The sequence below is a fragment of the Caldicellulosiruptoraceae bacterium PP1 genome (assembly GCA_041320695.1).
Taxonomy (GTDB): Bacteria; Bacillota; Thermoanaerobacteria; order Caldicellulosiruptorales; family Caldicellulosiruptoraceae; genus JBGGOQ01.
The window spans coordinates 1-20,370 of the sequence record JBGGOQ010000016.1; the positions used below are offsets into that span (position 1 = coordinate 1).

Sequence of the window (20,370 nt, forward strand, 5' to 3'; positions counted from 1 at the left end):
TTCTATTTGTCAATTTTTTGATTGCATTGATTTTTATAAAATTTTCAATTCGACTATATATTGTTTATATTCTAAATAAAAGGGTTTTTAGTCCTTGTTCAAATTTTTTGTTGTACATCACTATATCTCTCCTTTACAGTTTTTGATATTAACAATAATTTATCACTTTGAGGTAACTCTAAGTCAAGGATTTTTCTTTAGAAAGCAAGTATGTTTTGAAGTATATATTGAAATGATTACTCGAATTTTTATAGTGATTTGTGAATTTATTATCCATTTTTATTCATTTAAATTTTATCATTTCAACCAAGAGCTGTAGCTAAAATTCATAAGCACCATGCAAGTGCAACCCAAATACCATTATCGTAACTAATTTCTTATATTTATATTAATGTAACAATAATTTTAAAAGTTACATTTAATGCATTTTAAATAGAAACCCCTTCATTAATTATTGTTCAATCCTTGAAGATTATTTTGATATTGGCAATCTGAACATTTACCAAAGTATCGGTTTTGGGCTCCAATTTTTTGCTCTTAGTTGGCCGGATCAGCCTTCATGTAGTATTCGGTCACAACAACCGCAAGTTTTCTTTTGTCTTCCGCTGAAATTGTTCATTCTTTATAAGGATTTACCGTAAAAGCAATCATTACCAAGCTAACAGTTATAGCTACAATCATTATAACCCAATATGCCGGTTTCTTAAAAATTAGTAATTTTTTACTATTACACAAATAAAAAAACAAGGTTTCCTGTGCTTCCACCACAAAAACACATTTTAGGCAGATAGAAGATCACTATTGAACCCTGTATTTAAGATATTTTAGACATTTATTTTGTTTTTTTATTTAAATCAATACCACTCTCCTACAATACTTGTTTACATAAAAGAGACAATAATATCAAAATTGGTTGCTATTATTTTATAAAATGTAAATCAAATGTAATACATGCACCACCGTCCTTTGCATTAAAGGCAGTAATACTTCCACCATGCATTTCTACCAGTCTTTTTGCAATATAAAGTCCTAGTCCGGCATGACCGTGTTTGGTAGAACGGGATTCATCTCCCCTGTAAAATTTATTAAAAAGATTAGATAGATCTTTACTACTAAATCCCTTTCCTGTATCACATACTTTAAAACAAATATTATTACAGGTAATATCAGCATTAATTGTTATTGTTCCATGTTCCGGCGTATAATCAATGCTGTTCGAAACGATATTGTCAAGAATACGCTCAAGTTTTACAGTATCAACAGGGCATGTCATTTTAGCCTGGTTTTCATAAGTTACATCAACTTTAAAAACTATCTTTTTATTTTTTGTCATAATCTCATAACTTTCTTTTTTCTGCATTAAAAAAGAGTATATATCCACTGAAACGATATTAAGTTCTGCATCAGACGTTTCAAGCTCTGCGGCGTAAAGCATTTCATTGACAAGTTTAGTGCCCTTATTTATATTATTTTCTATTACTTGTAAATATTTTCTTATCTTTTGAGTATCAATATAATTGTCTTCCAAAAGTGATTCAACATATCCTTGTATTACAGATAGAGGTGTTTTCAGGTCATGGGCAAGGGCTTGAATCATCTCTTGTCTTTCCTGCTCTGATTTCCACTGTGATATTAATGATTCCTTAAGTTCATTTTTCATTTCGTCAAATGCTTGGCAAAGTCTTCCAAGTTCATTGTCAGCATTATAGTCTATATTAAAATCAAGATCTTTCTCCTTAACCTTTCTTGATGCATCTATAAGCATATTAACCGGCTTAACTATATTACCGGCAAATTTCTTTGAAAAAAGCAATGTAAAAATTACTATATAAATAAACGGAGAAAAAACAACTACAATAAATAATGGTGTAAGGAATATTTTATCTGATGTACTTGCATAATGAGGTGTTAATGTATATGATAATGAAACTGCTCCACTTATCTTCCCCTGATAATCAATTACCGGGATGATTCTTACATATCTCCCATCTATAGCGATGGTAGTATTAATTTTATTATATAAGTCCTCTTTGCCATTTATAAGTTTTTTATAATCTGTCCCATATATTTTGTTGCCATTTACATCCATAACCTGATACAATATTCCTTCTGAAGGAATCACTTTATTAAGAAGTTGTTTTTTGTTCCTGTTTAATAGAATTACACTTTCTTTTCTGATATAGCCTTCAATATCAGGTATTTTCTTTTCATAGTAGTTGGCAGGAAATATTTTTTTATATTCAATTTTTGTATAAATAATATAACCCACATAATATGTAGCTATTGTAGCTATTATGCTTGATATTATAATCATAATAAACGTTAATATAAATTGAGCTTTGAGAGGTTTTTTCCCCAACATATATATGCACCCACTTGATGTATAATTTCACATTACATTATTTTGTTAAATCTATAGCCGATACCCCATACTGTCGATATATACTCTGTTTCGTGGTCAAATTCAGCTATCTTTGACCTTATGTTTTTCACATGTTCAGTCACAGTTGAAGAATCTCCTTCTGCATCATATCCCCAAACCTTCTCATAAATCTGTTCTTTTGAAAACACCTGACCTGGATGCATTAAAAGCAGTTCTAAAATGTCAAATTCTCGTTTAGTAAGGGATATGATATTATCGTTAACCTTAACCTGTCTTGATTTTAAATCAACAGACAGTCTGCCAAAGCTAATCAACACTCTCTTGTTTGAGCTATTAAGAAATAAAGCCCTCTTCTCTCTCCTTAAATGTGCATCTATTCTCGCAAGCAGTTCATTAAGGCTAAAAGGCTTTATTAAATAATCATCACCTCCTAAGGCAAGACCTTTTAGTTTATCGGTTTCCGATTGTTTCGCACTCAAAAATATTATGGGGCAAAGAACTACATCTCTTATTTTTCTACAGACTTCATACCCATCAATACCAGGCATCATTATGTCAAGAATAATAATGTCGGGGTGTTCTTTAGCTTTTTTAATACCGCTTTCACCGTCATATGCTGCTAATACAATATGACCTCTTTTCTCAAGAGAATCTTTTAAAAGAGTGACTAAATCTTCCTCATCATCAATTATAAGAATCTTACTCATACCATCATGCCTCCTTTAAATTTTTATTTAATCATATATTTTTCTACCTTCCCACCTTTCAATCCAAATCAAACCTCCAGCCAACAAACTCACAAAAAATATGGCAGCTGGAATAAGACCCTTTATAGCTTGATTTGCAATAAAACCTGAAGATAGTATTTCGGTTGGGTATTTCATACCAGTCAAATATAACAAATATGTTCCTATTAACCCTGATAAACGAACTGGCCATGCCCAAGGTACAAATTGCCAAATTTTATCACCAAGACCTGTTGCCATCAATGCAGCTATTAAAATACTACCACCGCCAATACCTACTGATGCACCTATTCCCCATGCAAAACTTATCCATAAATGGAATGCCAATAGTGGAATAGTTCCTATTATAGCTACTATAGCTGCTATAACAAAAATTGACCAGAATATATGTATATTTAATATAAAATTTAATTCCACTAAAAGTGCCAATACAGCAAGTAATGTACTTACTGATGTCAACAAAATAAGCATTACAAGTTTCCCAAGGTACAAATCCCTGCGGGGTAGTTTGCTTCCAAGAAAACCATTGAAACTCCCAGCAAGTTCCTCCTGATGTATCATTAATCCTGATATTAAACCTACACCAAGCGGAATAACCATTGCTGTCCACACTTCAAAAAATGCTTTGAATATTGAAATTTGAGTATATATTGTTATTGTTTTTAACGAAAAGTACCACGTTATTAAAGCAGTAAAAATCAAAGGTGTTAAAAATGTAAGCCATCGTATAGGTGTGCGTTTTGTCTTAATCCATTCTGATATAAATATTTTCATCATCTTGTCTCCTTTTTATTAAACCACACTGAAGTAATTATAGTAAAGATTATTAAGGCAGCAAGTGACAGAGCTATTCCTACTGGTATTACTGATGAATTCATGAGAGAATCTGATGCTTCCAAAGGAATCCCATTTGGGTGTACGCCTATTACAGGACACATAAGCCGTATCGGCCAGCTCCATGGGACATATATCCAATACCATTCAGGTGCCGCTGTAACACCGGCAATAAGCCCGGTAAATCCCACAGCCATACTAAAAAAGGTGCCTTTCCACGTTGCTGCCCATAACTGAAGTGGTATTACAGCAAGGGATGTAAGCCATATCGTAAACCCACCTGCAAAAATCTTTACCCATGGAATTTCTCCTCCTGCTGTAATAAGCCCTGAAATTATTATAACGGCAATAAGAACAAGTGTCGCTAGCATCATATGATATGCCATTGATAAGATTTTAGCTGTCCAGATAACCGACGGTGAAATATTGTGAGCTCGCAAATTGTGGTAATTTCCTGCCTTTTTTTCCTGCAATGCCACTAATGCAGCAAATAAAGCTATACCAAATGGAATGAATATTACTGGCCACCAATTGTATACCTGGCCAAGAATAAGCTGCCATGACCTTAGATAATTAGCAGGCATAAATAATTTTTGTAGTAATGCTATTACTATAAAAAAAAGTGGTGCAAGTAATATGAGTCTTCTGGCAAAAGTCCTCCTGTATTTAAGGTTCTCAGATTTTATTATATTAATCATTATTTATTTAGCCCCCTTTACAACTTTCATAAATAGTTCCTCAAGGTCTTCATCATAACTTATTTTACCCTGGTATTTAAGTACACCATCGCTTATAATACCAATATAATCAACAAGCTGTGATACTTCTGACAATATATGGCTTGATAGAATTACCGTAATCCCTTTTTGGGGGAACGAACCTATTAATTCCCTCAGCTCCTGAATGCCTAAAGGATCAAGACCATTTGTAGGTTCATCAAGAATCAAAAGTTCTGGATCACCTAACAATGCTATTGCAATTCCTAATCTTTGCTTCATACCCATTGAAAATTGTGCTGCCAACTTTTTACCTGTATCTTTAAGGTCCACTATCTCAAGTACTTCATAAATTCTTTCTTTTGGAAGTCCCATTAATTTTGTGTGGACGAGAAGGTTTTCAACTGCAGTTAAATTGCCATATAAAGCTGGGGATTCAATTAATGTTCCAATTCTCTCAAGATGCTTTCGTTGCCATAGCTCACCGAAAACAATAATTTCACCGCTTGACGGATACAATAGTCCCGTAAGCATTTTTAATATAGTGGATTTTCCTGCTCCGTTTGGACCAAGTAATCCGTAAATTGAACCCTTTGGGATTTTGAGTGAAACATCATTTACAGCAAGCTGCTTTCCGTAGTATTTTTTCAGCCCTCTCGTTTCAACTATCAAGTTTGACATTTAACTCTTCCTTTCATTGCATTATTAATCTCTACAATGATTATTAATATATTAGGCAATTATAAAGAATTTATAAAGTTACTCTTATCAATCAAAAGAAAATAACCACCATTCTTTCTTCATTAAAAACACTGCTATCTCGGCTGGTCAAAAAGAAGGCTGTGGGTTTTCAGGATATCAAGCGTACTTATTTTTATTTTCCTCTGGTTACTCAGTCTGAATGTACAAAAGTTGAGAATCGTTCTTTCGTACAGAGAGTTTACGGTGGAGCACTTAAACTCGTCCAGTCAAAACATCATCCACTGCAGCAAATTGTCCGGTTAAACTAATAGATTGTCTAACATTATCAGGATTTGATATAACATCAAATCCGTTTACGTACACTTTCCCACTATCTGGTTTTAATAATGTAGTAAGAATTTTTATAATTGTTGTTTTGCCAGCACCATTTGTTCCTAACAGTGCAAAAATACTTCCTTTAACTACCTCGAAATCCACACCTTTAAGAACTTCAAGCTGATTGTAGGACTTCTTCAGCCCTTTCACTTGAATTGCTATGTTTTGCATTTTCTCCACTCCTTATATTATAGTAACCTTTGATAAATCAGCTTCCAAGGCTTTTAGTGCATTGTAGGTTAATTTATCCATCATTGCTCCATCAAAACAGATAGTTTTTAATGAATAATTATGTAGATTTTTTCGTATATTTCTTAATATTTCCTTTGATTAAATAATCACTTAAATATAAGCAATTACTACTATTAACATTGTTCCTCTAAACAAAATTCACGATTTTTTATATTAACAAAATAAAAACCTCCTTCTTAGCTTATATCTATTCTTATTTCTCACTAAGAAGAAGGTTTTTATTATTAAATTTTAAATTTATTTTTTCAAAAATATGTTATGCCAATATTATTCTTTTAAATTTATTAGAAAGATTTTAGCATTATTATCAATTAAACATCACTCCACTTATATGGTTTATATTTTAATTTTATCTCATATCTAAACTCTAAGCATTCCTCGAAACCCTCTAGATGAATAGTATGATTCTGCACTATTATGATATACAAAAACAGTATCATAACGACGATCGCAAAATAAAGCTCCTCCTAGTTTTCTAATATTATCGGGGGTTTTTATCCAACTAGAAGTTTTTGTATCGAATTCTCCATATTTTTGCAATTCCCTGTATTGTTCTTCGGTTAGTATCTCAATACCCATAAATTTTGCCATATCAATTGCATTATTTTTGGGTTTATTTTCCTTTCTTGATTCCATCGCTTCACGATCGTAACAAATACTTCTTCGTCCTTTTGGGCTTTCAGCAGAACAATCATAAAAAATGAACTCATCTGCATTTATATCATTAACAATAACATCTGGTTCGCCACCTGTTTCTTCCATTTGATAGAGAGACCATAGTATTTCATCATTTGCTTCAATCTTTGCTTGTACTTTAGCCCATTCAAGTCCTATGTGACGATGCATATTTTTCTCAAAACGTTCTTTCAATATCCTAAGTAATTCTTCACGTTGTTCGGTTGACAATTGCTTATTTTCCATACAAAAATCTCCTCGTCTATTAAGATTGTTGTTATTCTTGAGTGAACTACCCCCACCTATAGAGGTGGTGGCTTCGTGGTCAAGGTAAGCTACCTTACCAGATTACCCACGCTCAAAGGGCTGTTCCATCCCCGACAATACCATCTACATGGCTAATTTTAGTAGGTTTTTAGCTGCGTTTATATATCTATCATGTTTTGCTCCACAGTTAGGACATTCCCATTCCCTCAACGCTAAATCCTTTACATCAGTATTTTTGTATCCACATTCACTGCATATTTGACTTGATGCATATTTTTGTGGTGCTATTATTATTTCTCTACCATACCATTTTGCTTTATATTCTATCATCCTTCTAAATTCTGTCCATGATACCTCTGATATTGCTTTAGCTAAATAATGATTTTGTTGCATATTTTTTACTTTCAAATCTTCCAAAATTATCACTTGGTTTTCGTGAATAATTCTGGTGGACAATTTGTGCAAGAAATCTTTCCTCTGATTTGTTATTTTCTCATGTAACTTTGCAAGTTTTAATCTTGTTTTTTCATAATTACTGCTTTGTTTTTGTTTCCTTGATAGTGATTTTTGTATTTGTTTTATCCTTTTTTCAGTTTTCCTTAACCATTTTGGATTTTCTACCTTTTCTCCATTTGATAGTATCGCAAATTCCTTTAACCCTAAATCTATTCCTATCTTTTTATCCACATTGGGAAGTTTTTTTATTTCTGTTTCTACTAATATTGAAGCATAATATTTTCCTGTTGGTGTTTTTGATATTGTTACAGATTTTATAATCCCTTCAAAGTCTCTATGCTGTTTTATCTTTATCTTTTTATTTAGCTTTGGCACTTTTAAGTATCCATTATCTATACTTACTGTCCCATTTTGATTATTTGTTGTGTATGATTGATAGCCTTTTCTCTTTTTGAACTTCGGAAAACCTATATTTTTGTCCCTAAAAAAGTTGTTATATGCTCTTTCTAAATTTAGTTGTGCATTAGCAAGAGCAAGACTATCTACTTCTCTTAGAAATGGATATTCTCTTTTATACTTTGCTGGTGTAGTTTTTAACATTTTTTCTGTTTGTTTGTAATACTCTATTTTGTCTGCAAGCATTTTGTTGTATATAAACCTTACACAACCAAATACTTTAACAAAATATTCTTTCTGTTCTTTTGTGGGATATATTCTATATTTATATGCTCTAAGCAATGTTACACCTCTTTTCCATATATTTATTATATCAAATAAAACGACATTCATCACCCACTTATAAAAGTGGGCGACTTCTGTCGTAATTTAGGTTAAATTAATTATTTACCTAAGATTTTAACAATTGTTTCAAAATGTATTTTGGTAATTAGGCCATAAAGATTCTTTGAATATTTATTTTTAAACCAACGGGTACGGTTCTATTTGGCACAATCCATCCAAGAAATACTCAGTCGGTTTTTGGCAGAAGAGGAGTAAGCCAGGAAGAACCGTCCCCATTGGCTTATTGGCTTTAATACTGACAATATGTAAAACATTAGAAGGTGTTCAATTATCTTCTGAGACACCCTCCAATAATAAAGTTCTTGACCTGAAGTTAACTCCATGTGTTATTATATTGTACAATGTTATGTAAAATATCATAACGATTGCAGTAGTAAGTAAACAATTTTGTATTTTTCCTGATATGCTACGGTATTATAAAAAAATCAAAGTATAATTAGAAAATAATGAAGAAACAGATTTAAAACCGATTGAATTTCTCAAATTCATAAGAGAGGTGTTTTTATGTTTTCAAATCAGGCTCTTAGAAAATTGATTATTCCCCTTTTCATGGAACAAATACTTATCGTTTTCGTTGGTATAATTACTACGATGATGATTTCCTATGCTGGCGAAGCAGCCATGTCTGGTGTTTCTTTGGTGGATATGATTAATTTTCTTCTAATTTTTGTGTTAGCAGCACTTGCTACCGGTGGTGCTGTGGTTGTTTCTCAATATATTGGACACAAAGAAAAAGACCAAGCATGCAAGGCTGCCAGTCAATTAATTACCATAACTGCAATTTTTTCTATGATAATTATGCTTTTAGTTATTTTCTTTCACAAGCCTACATTATGGATTCTCTTTGGCAATATCGAAAATGATGTTATGGCAGCTGCCATTACCTATTTCGTATTTTCAGGATTATCCTATCCATTTTTAGGCATCTATAATTCCTGTGCCGCATTATTCCGTTCCATAGGGAAATCTCATATTACAATGAATATTTCCATTATCATGAACTTGATTAATGTCGCTGGAAATGCCATTGGAATCTTTTTGTTTCATGCCGGTGTTACAGGTGTTGGAATTGCGACACTCATTTCACGTGCAGCTGCTGCATTGATTATGATAAACTTGTCTCTCAACAAAAAGAATGTGGTTTACATCCGTTTCTCTGAAATTTTTTCCTGGAACGTAGAAATGATTCGAAAAATCTTGAATATTGCCATTCCAAATGGTATAGAAAATGGCATTTTTCAGTTGGGACGGCTTATTATAATTAGTATTATCTCAGCATTTGGAACAACTCAAATTGCTGCAAATGGAGTTGCAAACAGTTTAGTTAATATGGCTGTTAGCTTTGGTTCTGCTATGAATCTTGCCATAGTTACTGTAATAGGTCAATGTGTAGGTGCAGGAGATTATTTACAAGCTAATTACTACACAAAAAAACTTGTGAAGATTACATACATTGGAACATTATGTATTAACTTAGGTATGATTCTTATCCTTCCATGGATCTTAAAATTATATACTTTATCTGCAGAAACATATAAATTAACTTATGTAATTGTTTTAATTCATAATATATTTGCTATATTACTTTGGCCTATTTCGTTTACACTTTCTAATGGACTTCGTGCAGCAGGTGATGTTCGTTTCCCAATGATTATTTCAATTTTCTCTATGTTTGCTTTTCGTGTAACCTTTGCTTATGTTTTAGGTGTTATATTTAACATGGGAGTTATCGGCATATGGATAGCTATGGTTATTGACTGGGCTTTTCGTTCCATTATTTTTATTGTCCGTTTCAAAAGTGGCAAGTGGATGAATTTCAGAGTTATATAAAATAACTTTTAAGCCAACGGGGACGGTTCTTCCTGGCTCACTGACCAACGCCAAACACCAACTGAGTATTTCTTGTATGTACTGTGCCAAACAGAACCGTCCCCGTTGGCTCAATGTCCATTAAAAAAACTTCTAATTCTCTAACAATTCTTTAGCACAAGCAATATAGTAATGTCTCCCGTTTGCACTGGTTTCTAATTTTGATAATGCTATCAAACCTTGAGCTTTTAATTGTTTTCCGATTTCAATCTCTCTTTCAGCTGCTATTAATAAATCTGCAACCTCAATAGCCCACTGTAATTCCTGATTAGCCAAAGACCTTTTTATCTCTGCAATAGCCTTTTCTTCCCCTCCAATTAAATTTAGCATTTTTACTGCATGTTCTTTTGGTGGTAATTTATTTAAATTAGTTGGATTTCCGTCAAACCATCCCAGATAACCATTGAAAATACTTCTAACAGACCATTGTACTGTACCATCAAATTCTCCCAAGTAAGGTAGCTTTACAAGTTCTTCAGGGAGTTTTATAGTTGAGGCAAGTTTATCTGCCGTTAATCCTTTGTTCATGCCTTTAAGTGTTTCTGTAAGTACATAATCAATTGCATTTCTGAAGTTTGTAAGCACCTCCTTAACAATATCTCTTCCCATTAAGGGTTTTGTGTGTCCTGGCAAAACATATTCAACTGGATATGACAATATTAAATCAAGAGTATCTACCCAGGCACTGACATCCCTGTATTGGCCTCCTCTTAATGCATATAAGTTTGGCCAGCAGTCATAATAATATCACCGCAACAAAGTACTTTACTTTCAGGCAGCCATACAAATATTTGATCATCAGTTTCACCAACAGCTAAAACCAATTCTAAGTTTACTCCATCTATAGTACGATTCACCTTTTCTTCCTTATAAATAGTTGTAGCTTGCACAAATCCATATTTTCCTTCTCAAACAGTAAAGCCTTCTCTAATTCCAATTCCTTGAGTAATAACTTCTTCATCTGAAAGATTGTATCCAAACTGATAAGAAGTGCGTTTATTTAATATATCATTTAATTCGTTTGTACGTCCCAGTATTGCCTTCTTGGGAGCAAAGGCTATAATCTCTGGATTTGTATTACTAAATGCAGAAGCCCCACCTCTATGATCCGGATGTCCATGAGTATAAATTATAGTTTTTACTGGTTTATCGGTAATTTCAGCAATTAGCTTCTTAAGTTTTTCTGCCCTTACATCTGTATCTAAAGTATCAATTAAAATTACTGAGTTTTTTCCTTCAATAATAATTGAATTGCTGTGAGCATATCCCATTACAAAATATATTCCTTCAGTAACTTTAATAATTGTAGGTGGATATGCAGTCTCTGCAAAACTTTTTAGTAACTGTTCACCATTTTCTTTTAACATTTTACAATCCTCATCGTATAATAAATTAAATAACCGCTATAGATTTTTTATTTTTTAAATTTTGATATAGATTAAAAAAGTATCTGTGTTTTTTCTGTGGGAATTCTCCCAATTCCATTATTAATCTTTTCTACTTTCTAATCTATAAAATTTCACTTAATATTTATAAAAGAATTTCCTAATGCTAAAATCCTTTGTTTTAACTTTGTCTTTCTTCTATGTAAACTACAATTTTACCATTTGCTATGTTTTGCTCCATCAAAATATGTGCATCTGCAATTCTGCTAAACGGAAATATTCTTCCAATAATCGGTTTTAAGTGATGCTGGCGAATATGTGTAAAAATACGGTCAATTTTCTCCTGTGTTGGATAGTTGCTGAAAAAGGAAGTTAGGTAAACACCATTAGGAATCATTTTGATTGGGTCGAAGTATTCAAGAACTCTTTTTTTACCTAATATTCCGGTTGAGCAGATAATGCCGTGCCATGATAGAAATGTCATGGATTCCTGCAGCGTTGCAGGACCCACCAGTTCCAGTACCTTATTAACACCGTTTGGGTAGATTTCATGTAATTGCCTGGCCAGAGTACCATCATCTAAAAGCGGGATATCGACGCCGATTTCTTTCAAAAAGTTGAGTTTATTTTTATCCCGTGTGGTAGCAAGGACAGTACAGCCAATACTCTTGGCAAGCTGTACGGCGGTAAGTCCAAGTGCACTGGTTCCTCCCCGGATTAGCAGAATATCACCTGAAACGATTTGAAGGCAATCAAATAGTGAGCCATAAGCAGTAAAGAAAGTTTCGGGGACGGCAGCAAGCTCTATCCAGTTTAAGTCGGTATCCACTGAGAAAACATGACTGACCGGCAATAAGGTATATTCCGCATATGAGCCGTCGAAACTGCGTCCCATGCCACCCATCAGTGCAACAACACGCTGTCCTTTACAGAAATGGCTATCTGAAGGGTCTGCGATTTCGCCGGCACATTCAATTCCCGGTATTCTCGGCAACTTGATATAGGGTGCGTCGGCTTCGGAACTGCGTAGAATGATTTCTGAACGGTTTATACCAAAGGCTTTTACTTTGACAAGTACCCATCCCGGTCTGATTGATGGAACCGGAACTTCACTTAAAGTTAGTTCTGAAGCACTGCAAGTTTTTGTTAAAACAACCGCCTTCATTCTATCACCTCTTTCCAGCATTGTGGGTCGGCAGCATAAAAATTATGAGTATATCCATAAGCAACAGCTGGACATCCTCGACAAAATCGGAGCAGTTCACATTTTGAGCATTTCTCAAATTTTCTAAAATCACGGTATGTATCCATCTTTTCACTGAGAAAGACATCATAAAGACGATCTGAAAAAACATTACCAACCTTACTTTCTAGTCGTCGGCAAGCGTATACGTCACCATTTGGTAAAATGGTCATATGGCAGTTACCACAATTACAACCGTCATAAATCGTATCTTCATCTAGCCCGTCAGGGATGGTAAACAGCCCCCTTTCATAAAGGAATAGCGTCCATAAATGATCTTTTAGGTTAAAGGTTGTACCGCTGTCCTTATATTGCTCAAATTTTTTCCAGCACACTTCCAGTAGTGCCTTATATTCCAGCGGTGCAATGTGTGCACTCTTTTCAAAATTGGTAGGGCAATAGCGGGCAAATGCGAAGACATCAACGTGATTTTCCACCACAAGGTCGATGATGTCAGGAATTTCACCGATGTTTATATTTGAAACCGTAGTCATGATTACGCAGCGAATACCAGCATTTTTAATACAGCGTATTTTTTCAATAGTTGTGTCAAATGAGCCGGGTTTCCGAATAGCATCATGTGTCTCACGAAGCCCGTCAATAGATAATTGATATCTCTCACATCCGTATGATTTTAGTTTTTTACATACTTCATCACTCAAATGAAAAGGATTTCCGAGAATGCTGAAGGGGAAGTGATTCTCCTTTAAAAGCTCTAAGACTTTCCAAAAATCTCTATGCAAAATTGGGTCTCCGCCTGTAATATAAAAGTAAGGAATGCGACTAAGCTTCTGGCACATTTCTTTGCAGTTATCAAGTACGTCCTTAATATCCTGATAAGACATCTCTTCCAAACAAATATTGTTATCATTTGAAAAAATATAGCAATGCTGGCAACGTTGATCGCAAGTGTCGGTAATATGCCATTGAAAAGCAAAATATTGTTCCATATGTTTAGCCTCCCTATGGTATTTGATAAAAAGCATGACCCGGCCCGGTATACAAAAACCAGAACCGGGACACCATTTGCTGATACTTATTTGTCGCTAGTACCGCAGGCAGAACCGCAAGCAGTAGGCTTAGGAGCGGGCTGCTCTTCTCCGGCACCACAAGCGGAAGGCTTTGGTGCCGGCTGTTCATCGCTTGTACCACAAGCTGATGGCTTAGGAGAGGGTTTGTCGTCTCCAGTACCACAAGCTGAACCACAAGCTCCACTTATGGCCAAAGCTAAACGATTGCAGCCCATGTAGCTCTGTGCACTACTTCTGGAAAAATATTTACTCACTCCGTTTTTCCATGCATTAAAAAAATTGAGTTTACTCATATTTAATACCTCCGTACTTATAATATTTAAGGCTTGATTTGTTTTGCCTCTAATATTATAATAATCATATAACATTAGATTTTGAAGTAGGCACTTTTTTATTATATAGTAACCTTTTTATAACTATTGGAGGCTTTTAATATGTTGAAGAAAGAGGAATTGCCGGCTTGTCCTGTTGCAACAACAGTTGAACTGATCGGAAACAAATGGAAACTGCTGATTTTAAGAAACCTTCTGATTAGACCATACCGATTTAATGAGTTACGAAAATCTATCCCGGGAATCAGCCAGAAAGTGTTGACAGACAATTTGCGTTCCATGGAAGAGGATGGTATTATAATACGCACTGTCTATGCAGAAGTGCCGCCTCGTGTAGAATATGCACTGAGCGAGTTAGGAAATACCTTGCGTCCTATTATTGCGGCAATGGAGCAATGGGGAATCGGATACAAAGAAAATCTTCAAAAACTTAAACAAGATTAGTCCTCAAAAGTGTCAACTTACATTACTTTTGCTCAAGTAATATAAGAAGGCATTTTTTATTTTGGTTCCATAATAAATGTTGGGGTTCAGATATGGCAATTACACCATTTATTTTTTTAAATAAAAAAAGCACTTTATTCAAATACCTACTTTGATAAAATATATTTACAAAAACTTATAAGGAAGCATCTGATAAAGTGCAAAAAAAATTCTAATGTATTATTCATTCAATCCCTTTCCGTTGAGAATTTTCTGTATACATTTTTCAATCCTTGACTCCCGAGTTTTGGATTGTTTAGGTTCAGAAAAATAAAGAATGTAAGCTCTTTGCCGTCCCGGTGTCAATGCTTCGAAAGCAGTTCTCAATTCAGGAATTTCATTAAATTTATTTTGAAGTTCTTGGGGAATTTTGAGTTCTGTATTCTTTTTAATTACTTTCAAACCTGTTTTTTCTATTTCAATAGCTTCATAAATATAGTTTTTCAAGATAGGTTCCAACACAACTATTTCTTGAACATTAGTAAAACGAATCTGTCGCCCTGCCTGCACATTCTCTGTTTGTTGGATTAGAATACCGTTAGGATCTTTTAACAAGGCACCATTGAAAAACAACAGGGCACAATATTCCTTAAATCCATGAATTAAGACTATGTTCCTATTCTGAAATGTATAACAAGGTCGACCCCACTTCACTTCTTCGGTTAATCCACAGTCAAGAACTATAGTTCTCAATTTCTTTAATTCTTCCTTCCACTTTGGGGCATTATTTAAATACTCATCAACCTTAGGACTCATTCTGTTAATTGTCATAAAGGAACACTCCTCTTTAATTTCAATTAAATTAATACCATACTGAGCCTTAATATTTAATAAATATTTATTCAAATGTGTAAATGATAAAATTTAATACAGTATACCAAAAACTGCCTAATTGCTTCAGACAGTTCTTTCTCTCTATATTAAAAATTACCCTTTCACATTCTTCTATCGAATAAAATTGGTAGCAATCCGTTGTTCTTTTTCTGGTACGCCGAACTTTTCTTTTCCTAATGAAATACTCTTGATTAAAAATGCCATATTTTTACCCAATGTTCGCATTGTCTGTAATCCTTCTTCATCTTTTCGAACATCATCTGGCGTATATCCATGAACGCTGTTCCAATATTGACTAGAAACAATTGGCATGCCCGAAATTGTAAAATATTTATTTATTTCATCAAAGGTAGCTGAGCATCCACCTCTTCTAGCGGATACAACTGCAGCTCCCACCTTCATACTCTTATCTGTTATAACGCTATAGAAAAGACGGTCTAAAAAAGATACAAGTGTTCCATTTGCTGATGCAAAATATACAGGTGAACCAATCACAATACCGTCAGCTTGCTCAAATTTATGTGCTACTTCATTTACCAGATCATCAAATACACATTTCCCTGTAGTTTTGCATTTGCGGCATCCTATGCATCCTCTGATATCTTTATTTCCTACATGGATTATTTCTGTTTCAATTCCTCGTTCATTTAAAGTTTTTGCTACTTCGCTCAAAGCTGTATAAGTACATCCTTTCTCATTTGGGCTACCGTTAATTAATAATACTTTCACATTATTTCCTCCTATCCAAATTAATCTTTAACTCTCTTTCAATAGCTTTGATTATCATAAAATTTTCAAAACTATTAAATCTATTTAGTATAATCGTATTTATAAGGTTTAAGTAAATAAGCTTCCAGCTACAAACCTGGCAAACCTTTCACAGACAAGTCTCATCTGACCATGATGCCGGTAAAACCGGGCTCACGATAATTCATGCAATCCCTCAGTTTTTCTGTGTTTAAAAAACAATTTTGAGATATAATGGGCAATAGATATATAAAATACCATAATTGAGAGATAACCTAAAAAGAATAAAAACGGATTATCGGATGAATTCCAGAAAGAATATCCGTCTGTTCAGAAGTATTTTTTGTGGAACTGCTTGTATCGTTTTTTGTAAAGCGTTGCTGACGCAGGCTATAAAAAAGAACGCCGTCAGAACAATAAATGTAAATACTAAAATGCTTTTAACTGCGATTTTTTCAGCAGTATTTCCAGCCTCCTTTGTACCATTCATAGACGCATCACACAAAATATTGAATTTGCCTCCCTTGCGTGTGTCTCTTTATATTAATGGGATTTTTTTACTCATTTTATGATTCCTCCATTTTTTATTTATCAAATACTACTATCAGAAAGCGGTCAAAATCGGGAATCCATCCCTCTCAATATCCGAAACCATGTGGCCGTCTTTCCAGCACATGGGATTTCATTGTAACACCCGTTTCCTTCAATGCATCTATACATTTCTCAAATTCCCCCACGAGTGGGTCTCTTGTTCCATAGGCAAAATAGGTGGGCGGCAGAAGTGATAAACAAATTTTCTCTTTGAACGCTACTTTGCTTGATACCTCTGCCAACCGCCTCCTCATTCTGTTAAGAAGCGACGGTGTCTATAAGCCTATATCCCATTCAAATAACTTTAACCAGACACCGCACACATTCAGACAAATCAGTTATCTGAAAAACACCAAAACCATAAATAGCATTTTAATACCGTTATTCAATTTTATGGTTTTCACAATCCTCTCCTTAACAGTTTATACGTTAATGATATCGCTATGGGGTAAGTAGTCTTGTGAATGAGAGTGAGGCTAACTTCCAAATATTGCTTGGTTTCACATACACTTCTGTGACTACGAAAGGATTGGTAACCTCATTGCCACCAACGACGGCTACTAAACGAATTTTGCTCAAAAGGATCGCTGTTGTCTCTCCAATGAACGGTACCGACACTTCTTGAATATCCACATCTTTGTAATGAATTCTGCCACTTCGAATAACATCAAGTTCCTGTTCCTTGGACATGGTTCCGCCCATATGGACAAAGACAGCCTTTTCGTGGAAGAGAGAGTCCAAGGAATCTACTTTACATTCTGACATCCAGCACCACTTCTCTTTAGAAAGAGAGATTAATTCTTGTGCAAATTTTTCGTTGTTCATCACTATCTATCTCCTTTGCAAATTAATATATTAGTAAAATTTAACACTTGGAAGCAGCTCTAAATCAAGGGGTTTGTATGTATATTCGATGATGCATATGGATATAAGTATCATGCTGATTTTCTTCATATGCACATACTCCTTATTCTGTTATATGTTTTCCCCAAAATTTTATAGCATCATCTATCCAGCCTTCTGCACTTGTGCCGATTCCTAGTCCAAAACCATGTCCCAAACCTGGATATTTGTGTAACTCCACATCAATGCCTTTTGCTTTCATAGCATTGATACGTCTTTCCATAGTGGAAGGGCTTGCAATTCGATCATTTTCACCAACAATAGCAAAGGTGGGCGGATCATTTTGCGAATAATCGGTATGACCTGTATATGCCATTATTACTGTTACAGGTTTTGGAATGTTGTCTCCTCCATAATTATAGACTCCATATGTTCCAATATTAGCAACCATTCTTGCACCTGCTGAACTTCCCCAAAGAGAATAGTTATCTGTTCCAACAGAAAGTGCATCTGCATTTTTAAAAATATAGGATATTGCAGCCGCCAAATCCTCAGTTGCTTTCTGTTCGTTTCCTGTTCTATATTTTAATACAAATGCATTATATCTCTTTTTACTGATTCCAAGAGCATATGGAAACCCTTCATGCAAAGAACCTACATAAGCAAATCCGCCACCAGGACAAATGATTGCAAATGGAGCTCCTGGATTACCACGGTAAAAAAATAATCCTGTATTGTTTTTGGTTGGATCCTCCTGCTTTTCTTTTTCTGTGTAAATACTGTAGAACACAGTTTTTCCTGCATTAATATCATCTATCATACGATTTAGCGACTTGATTGTAGTATCAATATCAATATGGCTATGATATGGCAGAAGAGAGCTTATTTGCCCTATTGTCATATCGCCATCATAAACTCTATCATCCCATGGAAAAATATATTGGCCAAAACCTGTAAAAGCAGGGTGATTAATAACATCCATTACAGAATCATTTGCTGTTATTTTTTTATAATTACTGCTCACCTTTTATCTTCACCTAAATTATTTTTCTGCACGTAATTTATTGATTCATTGCTAATATTTGCAGTTTCAGAAGATGAATTGCTTTCCTTTAAAATATCCGTCTGTTCAGAAGTATTGTGTGTGAAATTGCTTGTATCGTTTTTCTGTGAAGAAATGCTGACGCATGCAGTAAAAAAGAACGCCGTCAGAGCAATAAATGTAAATACTAAAATACTTTTAACTTCATATCTCATCTACTTTCCTCAGGAAGATACAGTTGAAAGGACTTTTTAAGATCCTTCCAACTGTACAGTTAATAATTTATCTCTTTAATGAACAAATCCATTTTACGATTTCAGGATCCCTATGTGAAAAGAAAGCACTTTCTTTTTTATCCAGCGTTGCAATTTTATCCATATCTTCTGAAGAAAGCTCAAAATCAAATATGTTGAAATTTTCAACTATTCTTTCTTTGTGTACTGATTTTGGAATTGCAACAACTCCCCTTTGCGTAAGCCAACGCAATATAATTTGAGCAACTGATTTGTTGTGTTTTTCAGCCAATGACATCAGCACTTCATTTTGAAACATGTTGTTTCTGCCCTCGGCAAAAGGAGCCCAAGATTCTATTTGAACTTTGTATTCTGCCATTATTTTTTGACTGTCAATTTGTTGACAGAATGGGTGTGTTTCTATCTGATTAACCGCAGGAATTATTTCGTTATTGAGGATTAAATCAACAAGCCTGTCTGGGTAAAAGTTGCTTACTCCAATGGCTCTGACTTTCCCCTCACTGTACAGCTCCTCCATAGCACGCCATGAACCATACACATCGCCAAAAGGCTGATGAATCAAATAAAGGTCGAGATAATCAAGCTGAAGATTCTTAAGCGATTTTTCAAATGCTTTCTTGGTTTTTTCATAACCGGTATCCTGAACCCAAAGTTTTGTAGTAATGAAAAGTTCTTCTCTTGGAACACCGCTTCTTTTTATTGCTTTTCCAACAGCTTCTTCATTGCCGTATGCGGCAGCAGTATCTATCAGACGATACCCTGTTTCAATTGCATCATAAACACAGCGTTCACACTGTTCGGCGTCATTTATTTGATAAACACCGAACCCTAAAATCGGCATTTCCACACCATTATTTAAAACTACTTTTTGCATATAAATTCTCCTTTCAGAATTTTTTTGCACCACATCATATTTATATCAATTGTTGACTTATACTATTTTACATGTGGTAATATCATAATAAACCTGAGAGTTAACTCCAAGTCAAGAGGTTTTCGAAATATGAAACAACTTGAAAATGCCGTTACTTACGAAGTGCATAATACAATTAAACCGGAGGATATACCGGATGATATACGACTTGTAAAAAATACTAAGATTCCACAGTCTGTATTAAAATGCAAATATACCTTCAAATTGCAGAAAGATATTGTAAAAGTCAATATAAAAATGGTTCATCCGAATTATCGGTGAAATGATTTTATAAAATAAACTTTATTATTTTTTGTTATAATTATACAAATTTAGTGCAATATTTTAAATTAGCACTAAATATCAATTTATTTCTCAATAATATCAAACTTGCTCTTCCATACATCTGTCTTTTTTATTGTCTTTAGCTTGTTTATTATTCCTTCTATTAAACCATTACTATATCTATATAATATTGCATTTTTAACTGCTTCTTTATCTTTTTCAATACCTTCAATAAATCTATCTATCTCTCTTATTTTTAATTCTTATATATTCTTTATGTATCCTTCTAATTTCTCTATCTTCCTGTTTTT

Annotated in this window: 21 protein-coding genes and 3 pseudogenes; 3 read left to right on the forward strand and 21 right to left on the reverse strand. The window is 34.1% G+C overall.

Annotated features, from left to right (window positions below):
• Positions 1–919: 919 nt before the first annotated feature.
• The 5 genes from ACAG39_11655 to ACAG39_11675 are packed head-to-tail and all read right to left on the reverse strand — an operon-like array spanning position 920 to position 5,360.
• Complete coding sequence (locus ACAG39_11655; GenBank protein ID MEZ0537887.1) at positions 920–2,362, reverse strand: ATP-binding protein; 1,443 nt, start codon at positions 2,360–2,362, stop codon at positions 920–922.
• Positions 2,363–2,394: 32 nt separating this feature from the next.
• The gene (locus ACAG39_11660) at positions 2,395–3,090 is read right to left on the reverse strand and encodes a response regulator transcription factor (GenBank protein MEZ0537888.1); all 696 of its coding nucleotides are present in this window, start codon (positions 3,088–3,090) and stop codon (positions 2,395–2,397) included.
• Between the two features lie 27 nt (positions 3,091–3,117).
• Entirely contained in the window at positions 3,118–3,903 is a 786-nt protein-coding gene (locus ACAG39_11665; protein MEZ0537889.1) for a lantibiotic immunity ABC transporter MutG family permease subunit, read from the reverse strand.
• Positions 3,903–4,661: a lantibiotic immunity ABC transporter MutE/EpiE family permease subunit gene (locus ACAG39_11670; protein ID MEZ0537890.1), complete on the reverse strand. Its 759-nt coding sequence runs from the start codon at positions 4,659–4,661 to the stop codon at positions 3,903–3,905. The genes ACAG39_11665 and ACAG39_11670 overlap by 1 nt, the downstream gene beginning before the upstream one ends.
• Before the next feature lie 3 nt (positions 4,662–4,664).
• Positions 4,665–5,360 (reverse strand): lantibiotic protection ABC transporter ATP-binding protein, encoded by a 696-nt coding sequence (locus ACAG39_11675; GenBank protein MEZ0537891.1) that lies wholly within the window; start codon positions 5,358–5,360, stop codon positions 4,665–4,667.
• Positions 5,361–5,521: 161 nt separating this feature from the next.
• Here ACAG39_11675 and ACAG39_11680 point away from each other — a divergent pair, with 161 nt between their 5' ends.
• Positions 5,522–5,689 carry a hypothetical protein gene (locus ACAG39_11680; GenBank protein ID MEZ0537892.1) on the forward strand — a complete coding sequence of 56 codons (168 nt, stop codon included), beginning with the start codon at positions 5,522–5,524 and terminating at the stop codon, positions 5,687–5,689.
• On the opposite strand, the pseudogene ACAG39_11685 reads toward ACAG39_11680, so the two are convergent.
• The 4 genes and pseudogenes from ACAG39_11685 to tnpB form a co-directional block, all read right to left on the reverse strand.
• Positions 5,640–5,927, reverse strand: a pseudogene (locus ACAG39_11685) (ATP-binding cassette domain-containing protein). The gene ACAG39_11680 and the pseudogene ACAG39_11685 overlap by 50 nt on opposite strands.
• 12 nt (positions 5,928–5,939) lie before the next feature.
• Positions 5,940–6,041: pseudogene (locus ACAG39_11690) on the reverse strand (pentapeptide repeat-containing protein).
• A 327-nt stretch (positions 6,042–6,368) separates the two neighbouring features.
• Complete coding sequence (locus ACAG39_11695; GenBank protein MEZ0537893.1) at positions 6,369–6,929, reverse strand: DUF4256 domain-containing protein; 561 nt, start codon at positions 6,927–6,929, stop codon at positions 6,369–6,371.
• Between the two features lie 144 nt (positions 6,930–7,073).
• Positions 7,074–8,144 carry an IS200/IS605 family element RNA-guided endonuclease TnpB gene (gene tnpB, locus ACAG39_11700; GenBank protein MEZ0537894.1) on the reverse strand — a complete coding sequence of 357 codons (1,071 nt, stop codon included), beginning with the start codon at positions 8,142–8,144 and terminating at the stop codon, positions 7,074–7,076.
• A gap of 567 nt (positions 8,145–8,711) precedes the next feature.
• On the opposite strand from tnpB, the gene ACAG39_11705 reads away from it, so the two are divergent.
• Positions 8,712–10,037, forward strand: a complete 1,326-nt coding sequence (locus tag ACAG39_11705) for an MATE family efflux transporter (protein ID MEZ0537895.1) — start codon at positions 8,712–8,714, stop codon at positions 10,035–10,037.
• Positions 10,038–10,169: 132 nt separating this feature from the next.
• Here ACAG39_11705 and ACAG39_11710 read toward each other — a convergent pair.
• From ACAG39_11710 to acgA, 4 genes and pseudogenes are all read right to left on the reverse strand, one after another.
• Positions 10,170–11,443 (reverse strand): annotated as a pseudogene (locus ACAG39_11710) (alkyl/aryl-sulfatase).
• A gap of 199 nt (positions 11,444–11,642) precedes the next feature.
• Entirely contained in the window at positions 11,643–12,626 is a 984-nt protein-coding gene (locus ACAG39_11715) for a zinc-binding dehydrogenase (protein ID MEZ0537896.1), read from the reverse strand.
• Complete coding sequence (gene acgM / locus ACAG39_11720; protein ID MEZ0537897.1) at positions 12,623–13,654, reverse strand: radical SAM/SPASM domain protein, ACGX system; 1,032 nt, start codon at positions 13,652–13,654, stop codon at positions 12,623–12,625. Before acgM ends, ACAG39_11715 begins: the two co-directional genes overlap by 4 nt.
• An 86-nt stretch (positions 13,655–13,740) precedes the next feature.
• Entirely contained in the window at positions 13,741–14,028 is a 288-nt protein-coding gene (acgA, locus tag ACAG39_11725; protein ID MEZ0537898.1) for an ACGX-repeat peptide, read from the reverse strand.
• 141 nt (positions 14,029–14,169) lie between these two features.
• Here acgA and ACAG39_11730 point away from each other — a divergent pair, with 141 nt between their 5' ends.
• Complete coding sequence (locus ACAG39_11730) at positions 14,170–14,511, forward strand: winged helix-turn-helix transcriptional regulator (GenBank protein ID MEZ0537899.1); 342 nt, start codon at positions 14,170–14,172, stop codon at positions 14,509–14,511.
• A gap of 219 nt (positions 14,512–14,730) precedes the next feature.
• Here the strand turns inward: ACAG39_11730 and ACAG39_11735 are convergent, their stop codons facing one another.
• From ACAG39_11735 to ACAG39_11770, 8 genes are all read right to left on the reverse strand, one after another.
• Complete coding sequence (locus ACAG39_11735) at positions 14,731–15,321, reverse strand: YdeI family protein (GenBank protein ID MEZ0537900.1); 591 nt, start codon at positions 15,319–15,321, stop codon at positions 14,731–14,733.
• Between the two features lie 174 nt (positions 15,322–15,495).
• Entirely contained in the window at positions 15,496–16,113 is a 618-nt protein-coding gene (locus tag ACAG39_11740) for a flavodoxin family protein (protein ID MEZ0537901.1), read from the reverse strand.
• A 656-nt stretch (positions 16,114–16,769) separates the two neighbouring features.
• Complete coding sequence (locus ACAG39_11745; GenBank protein ID MEZ0537902.1) at positions 16,770–16,976, reverse strand: alpha/beta hydrolase fold domain-containing protein; 207 nt, start codon at positions 16,974–16,976, stop codon at positions 16,770–16,772.
• Positions 16,977–17,163: 187 nt separating this feature from the next.
• Positions 17,164–17,547 carry a nuclear transport factor 2 family protein gene (locus tag ACAG39_11750; protein MEZ0537903.1) on the reverse strand — a complete coding sequence of 128 codons (384 nt, stop codon included), beginning with the start codon at positions 17,545–17,547 and terminating at the stop codon, positions 17,164–17,166.
• A 142-nt stretch (positions 17,548–17,689) separates the two neighbouring features.
• The gene (locus ACAG39_11755) at positions 17,690–18,589 is read right to left on the reverse strand and encodes an alpha/beta hydrolase (GenBank protein ID MEZ0537904.1); all 900 of its coding nucleotides are present in this window, start codon (positions 18,587–18,589) and stop codon (positions 17,690–17,692) included.
• Positions 18,586–18,822, reverse strand: coding sequence for a hypothetical protein (locus ACAG39_11760; GenBank protein MEZ0537905.1), 237 nt, complete (start codon positions 18,820–18,822; stop codon positions 18,586–18,588). The genes ACAG39_11755 and ACAG39_11760 overlap by 4 nt, the downstream gene beginning before the upstream one ends.
• Before the next feature lie 67 nt (positions 18,823–18,889).
• A complete protein-coding gene (locus ACAG39_11765; GenBank protein MEZ0537906.1) occupies positions 18,890–19,735 on the reverse strand; it encodes an aldo/keto reductase in 846 nt (281 codons plus the stop codon).
• A gap of 407 nt (positions 19,736–20,142) precedes the next feature.
• The gene (locus ACAG39_11770; GenBank protein MEZ0537907.1) at positions 20,143–20,313 is read right to left on the reverse strand and encodes a transposase; all 171 of its coding nucleotides are present in this window, start codon (positions 20,311–20,313) and stop codon (positions 20,143–20,145) included.
• Between the last annotated feature and the right edge of the window lie 57 nt (positions 20,314–20,370).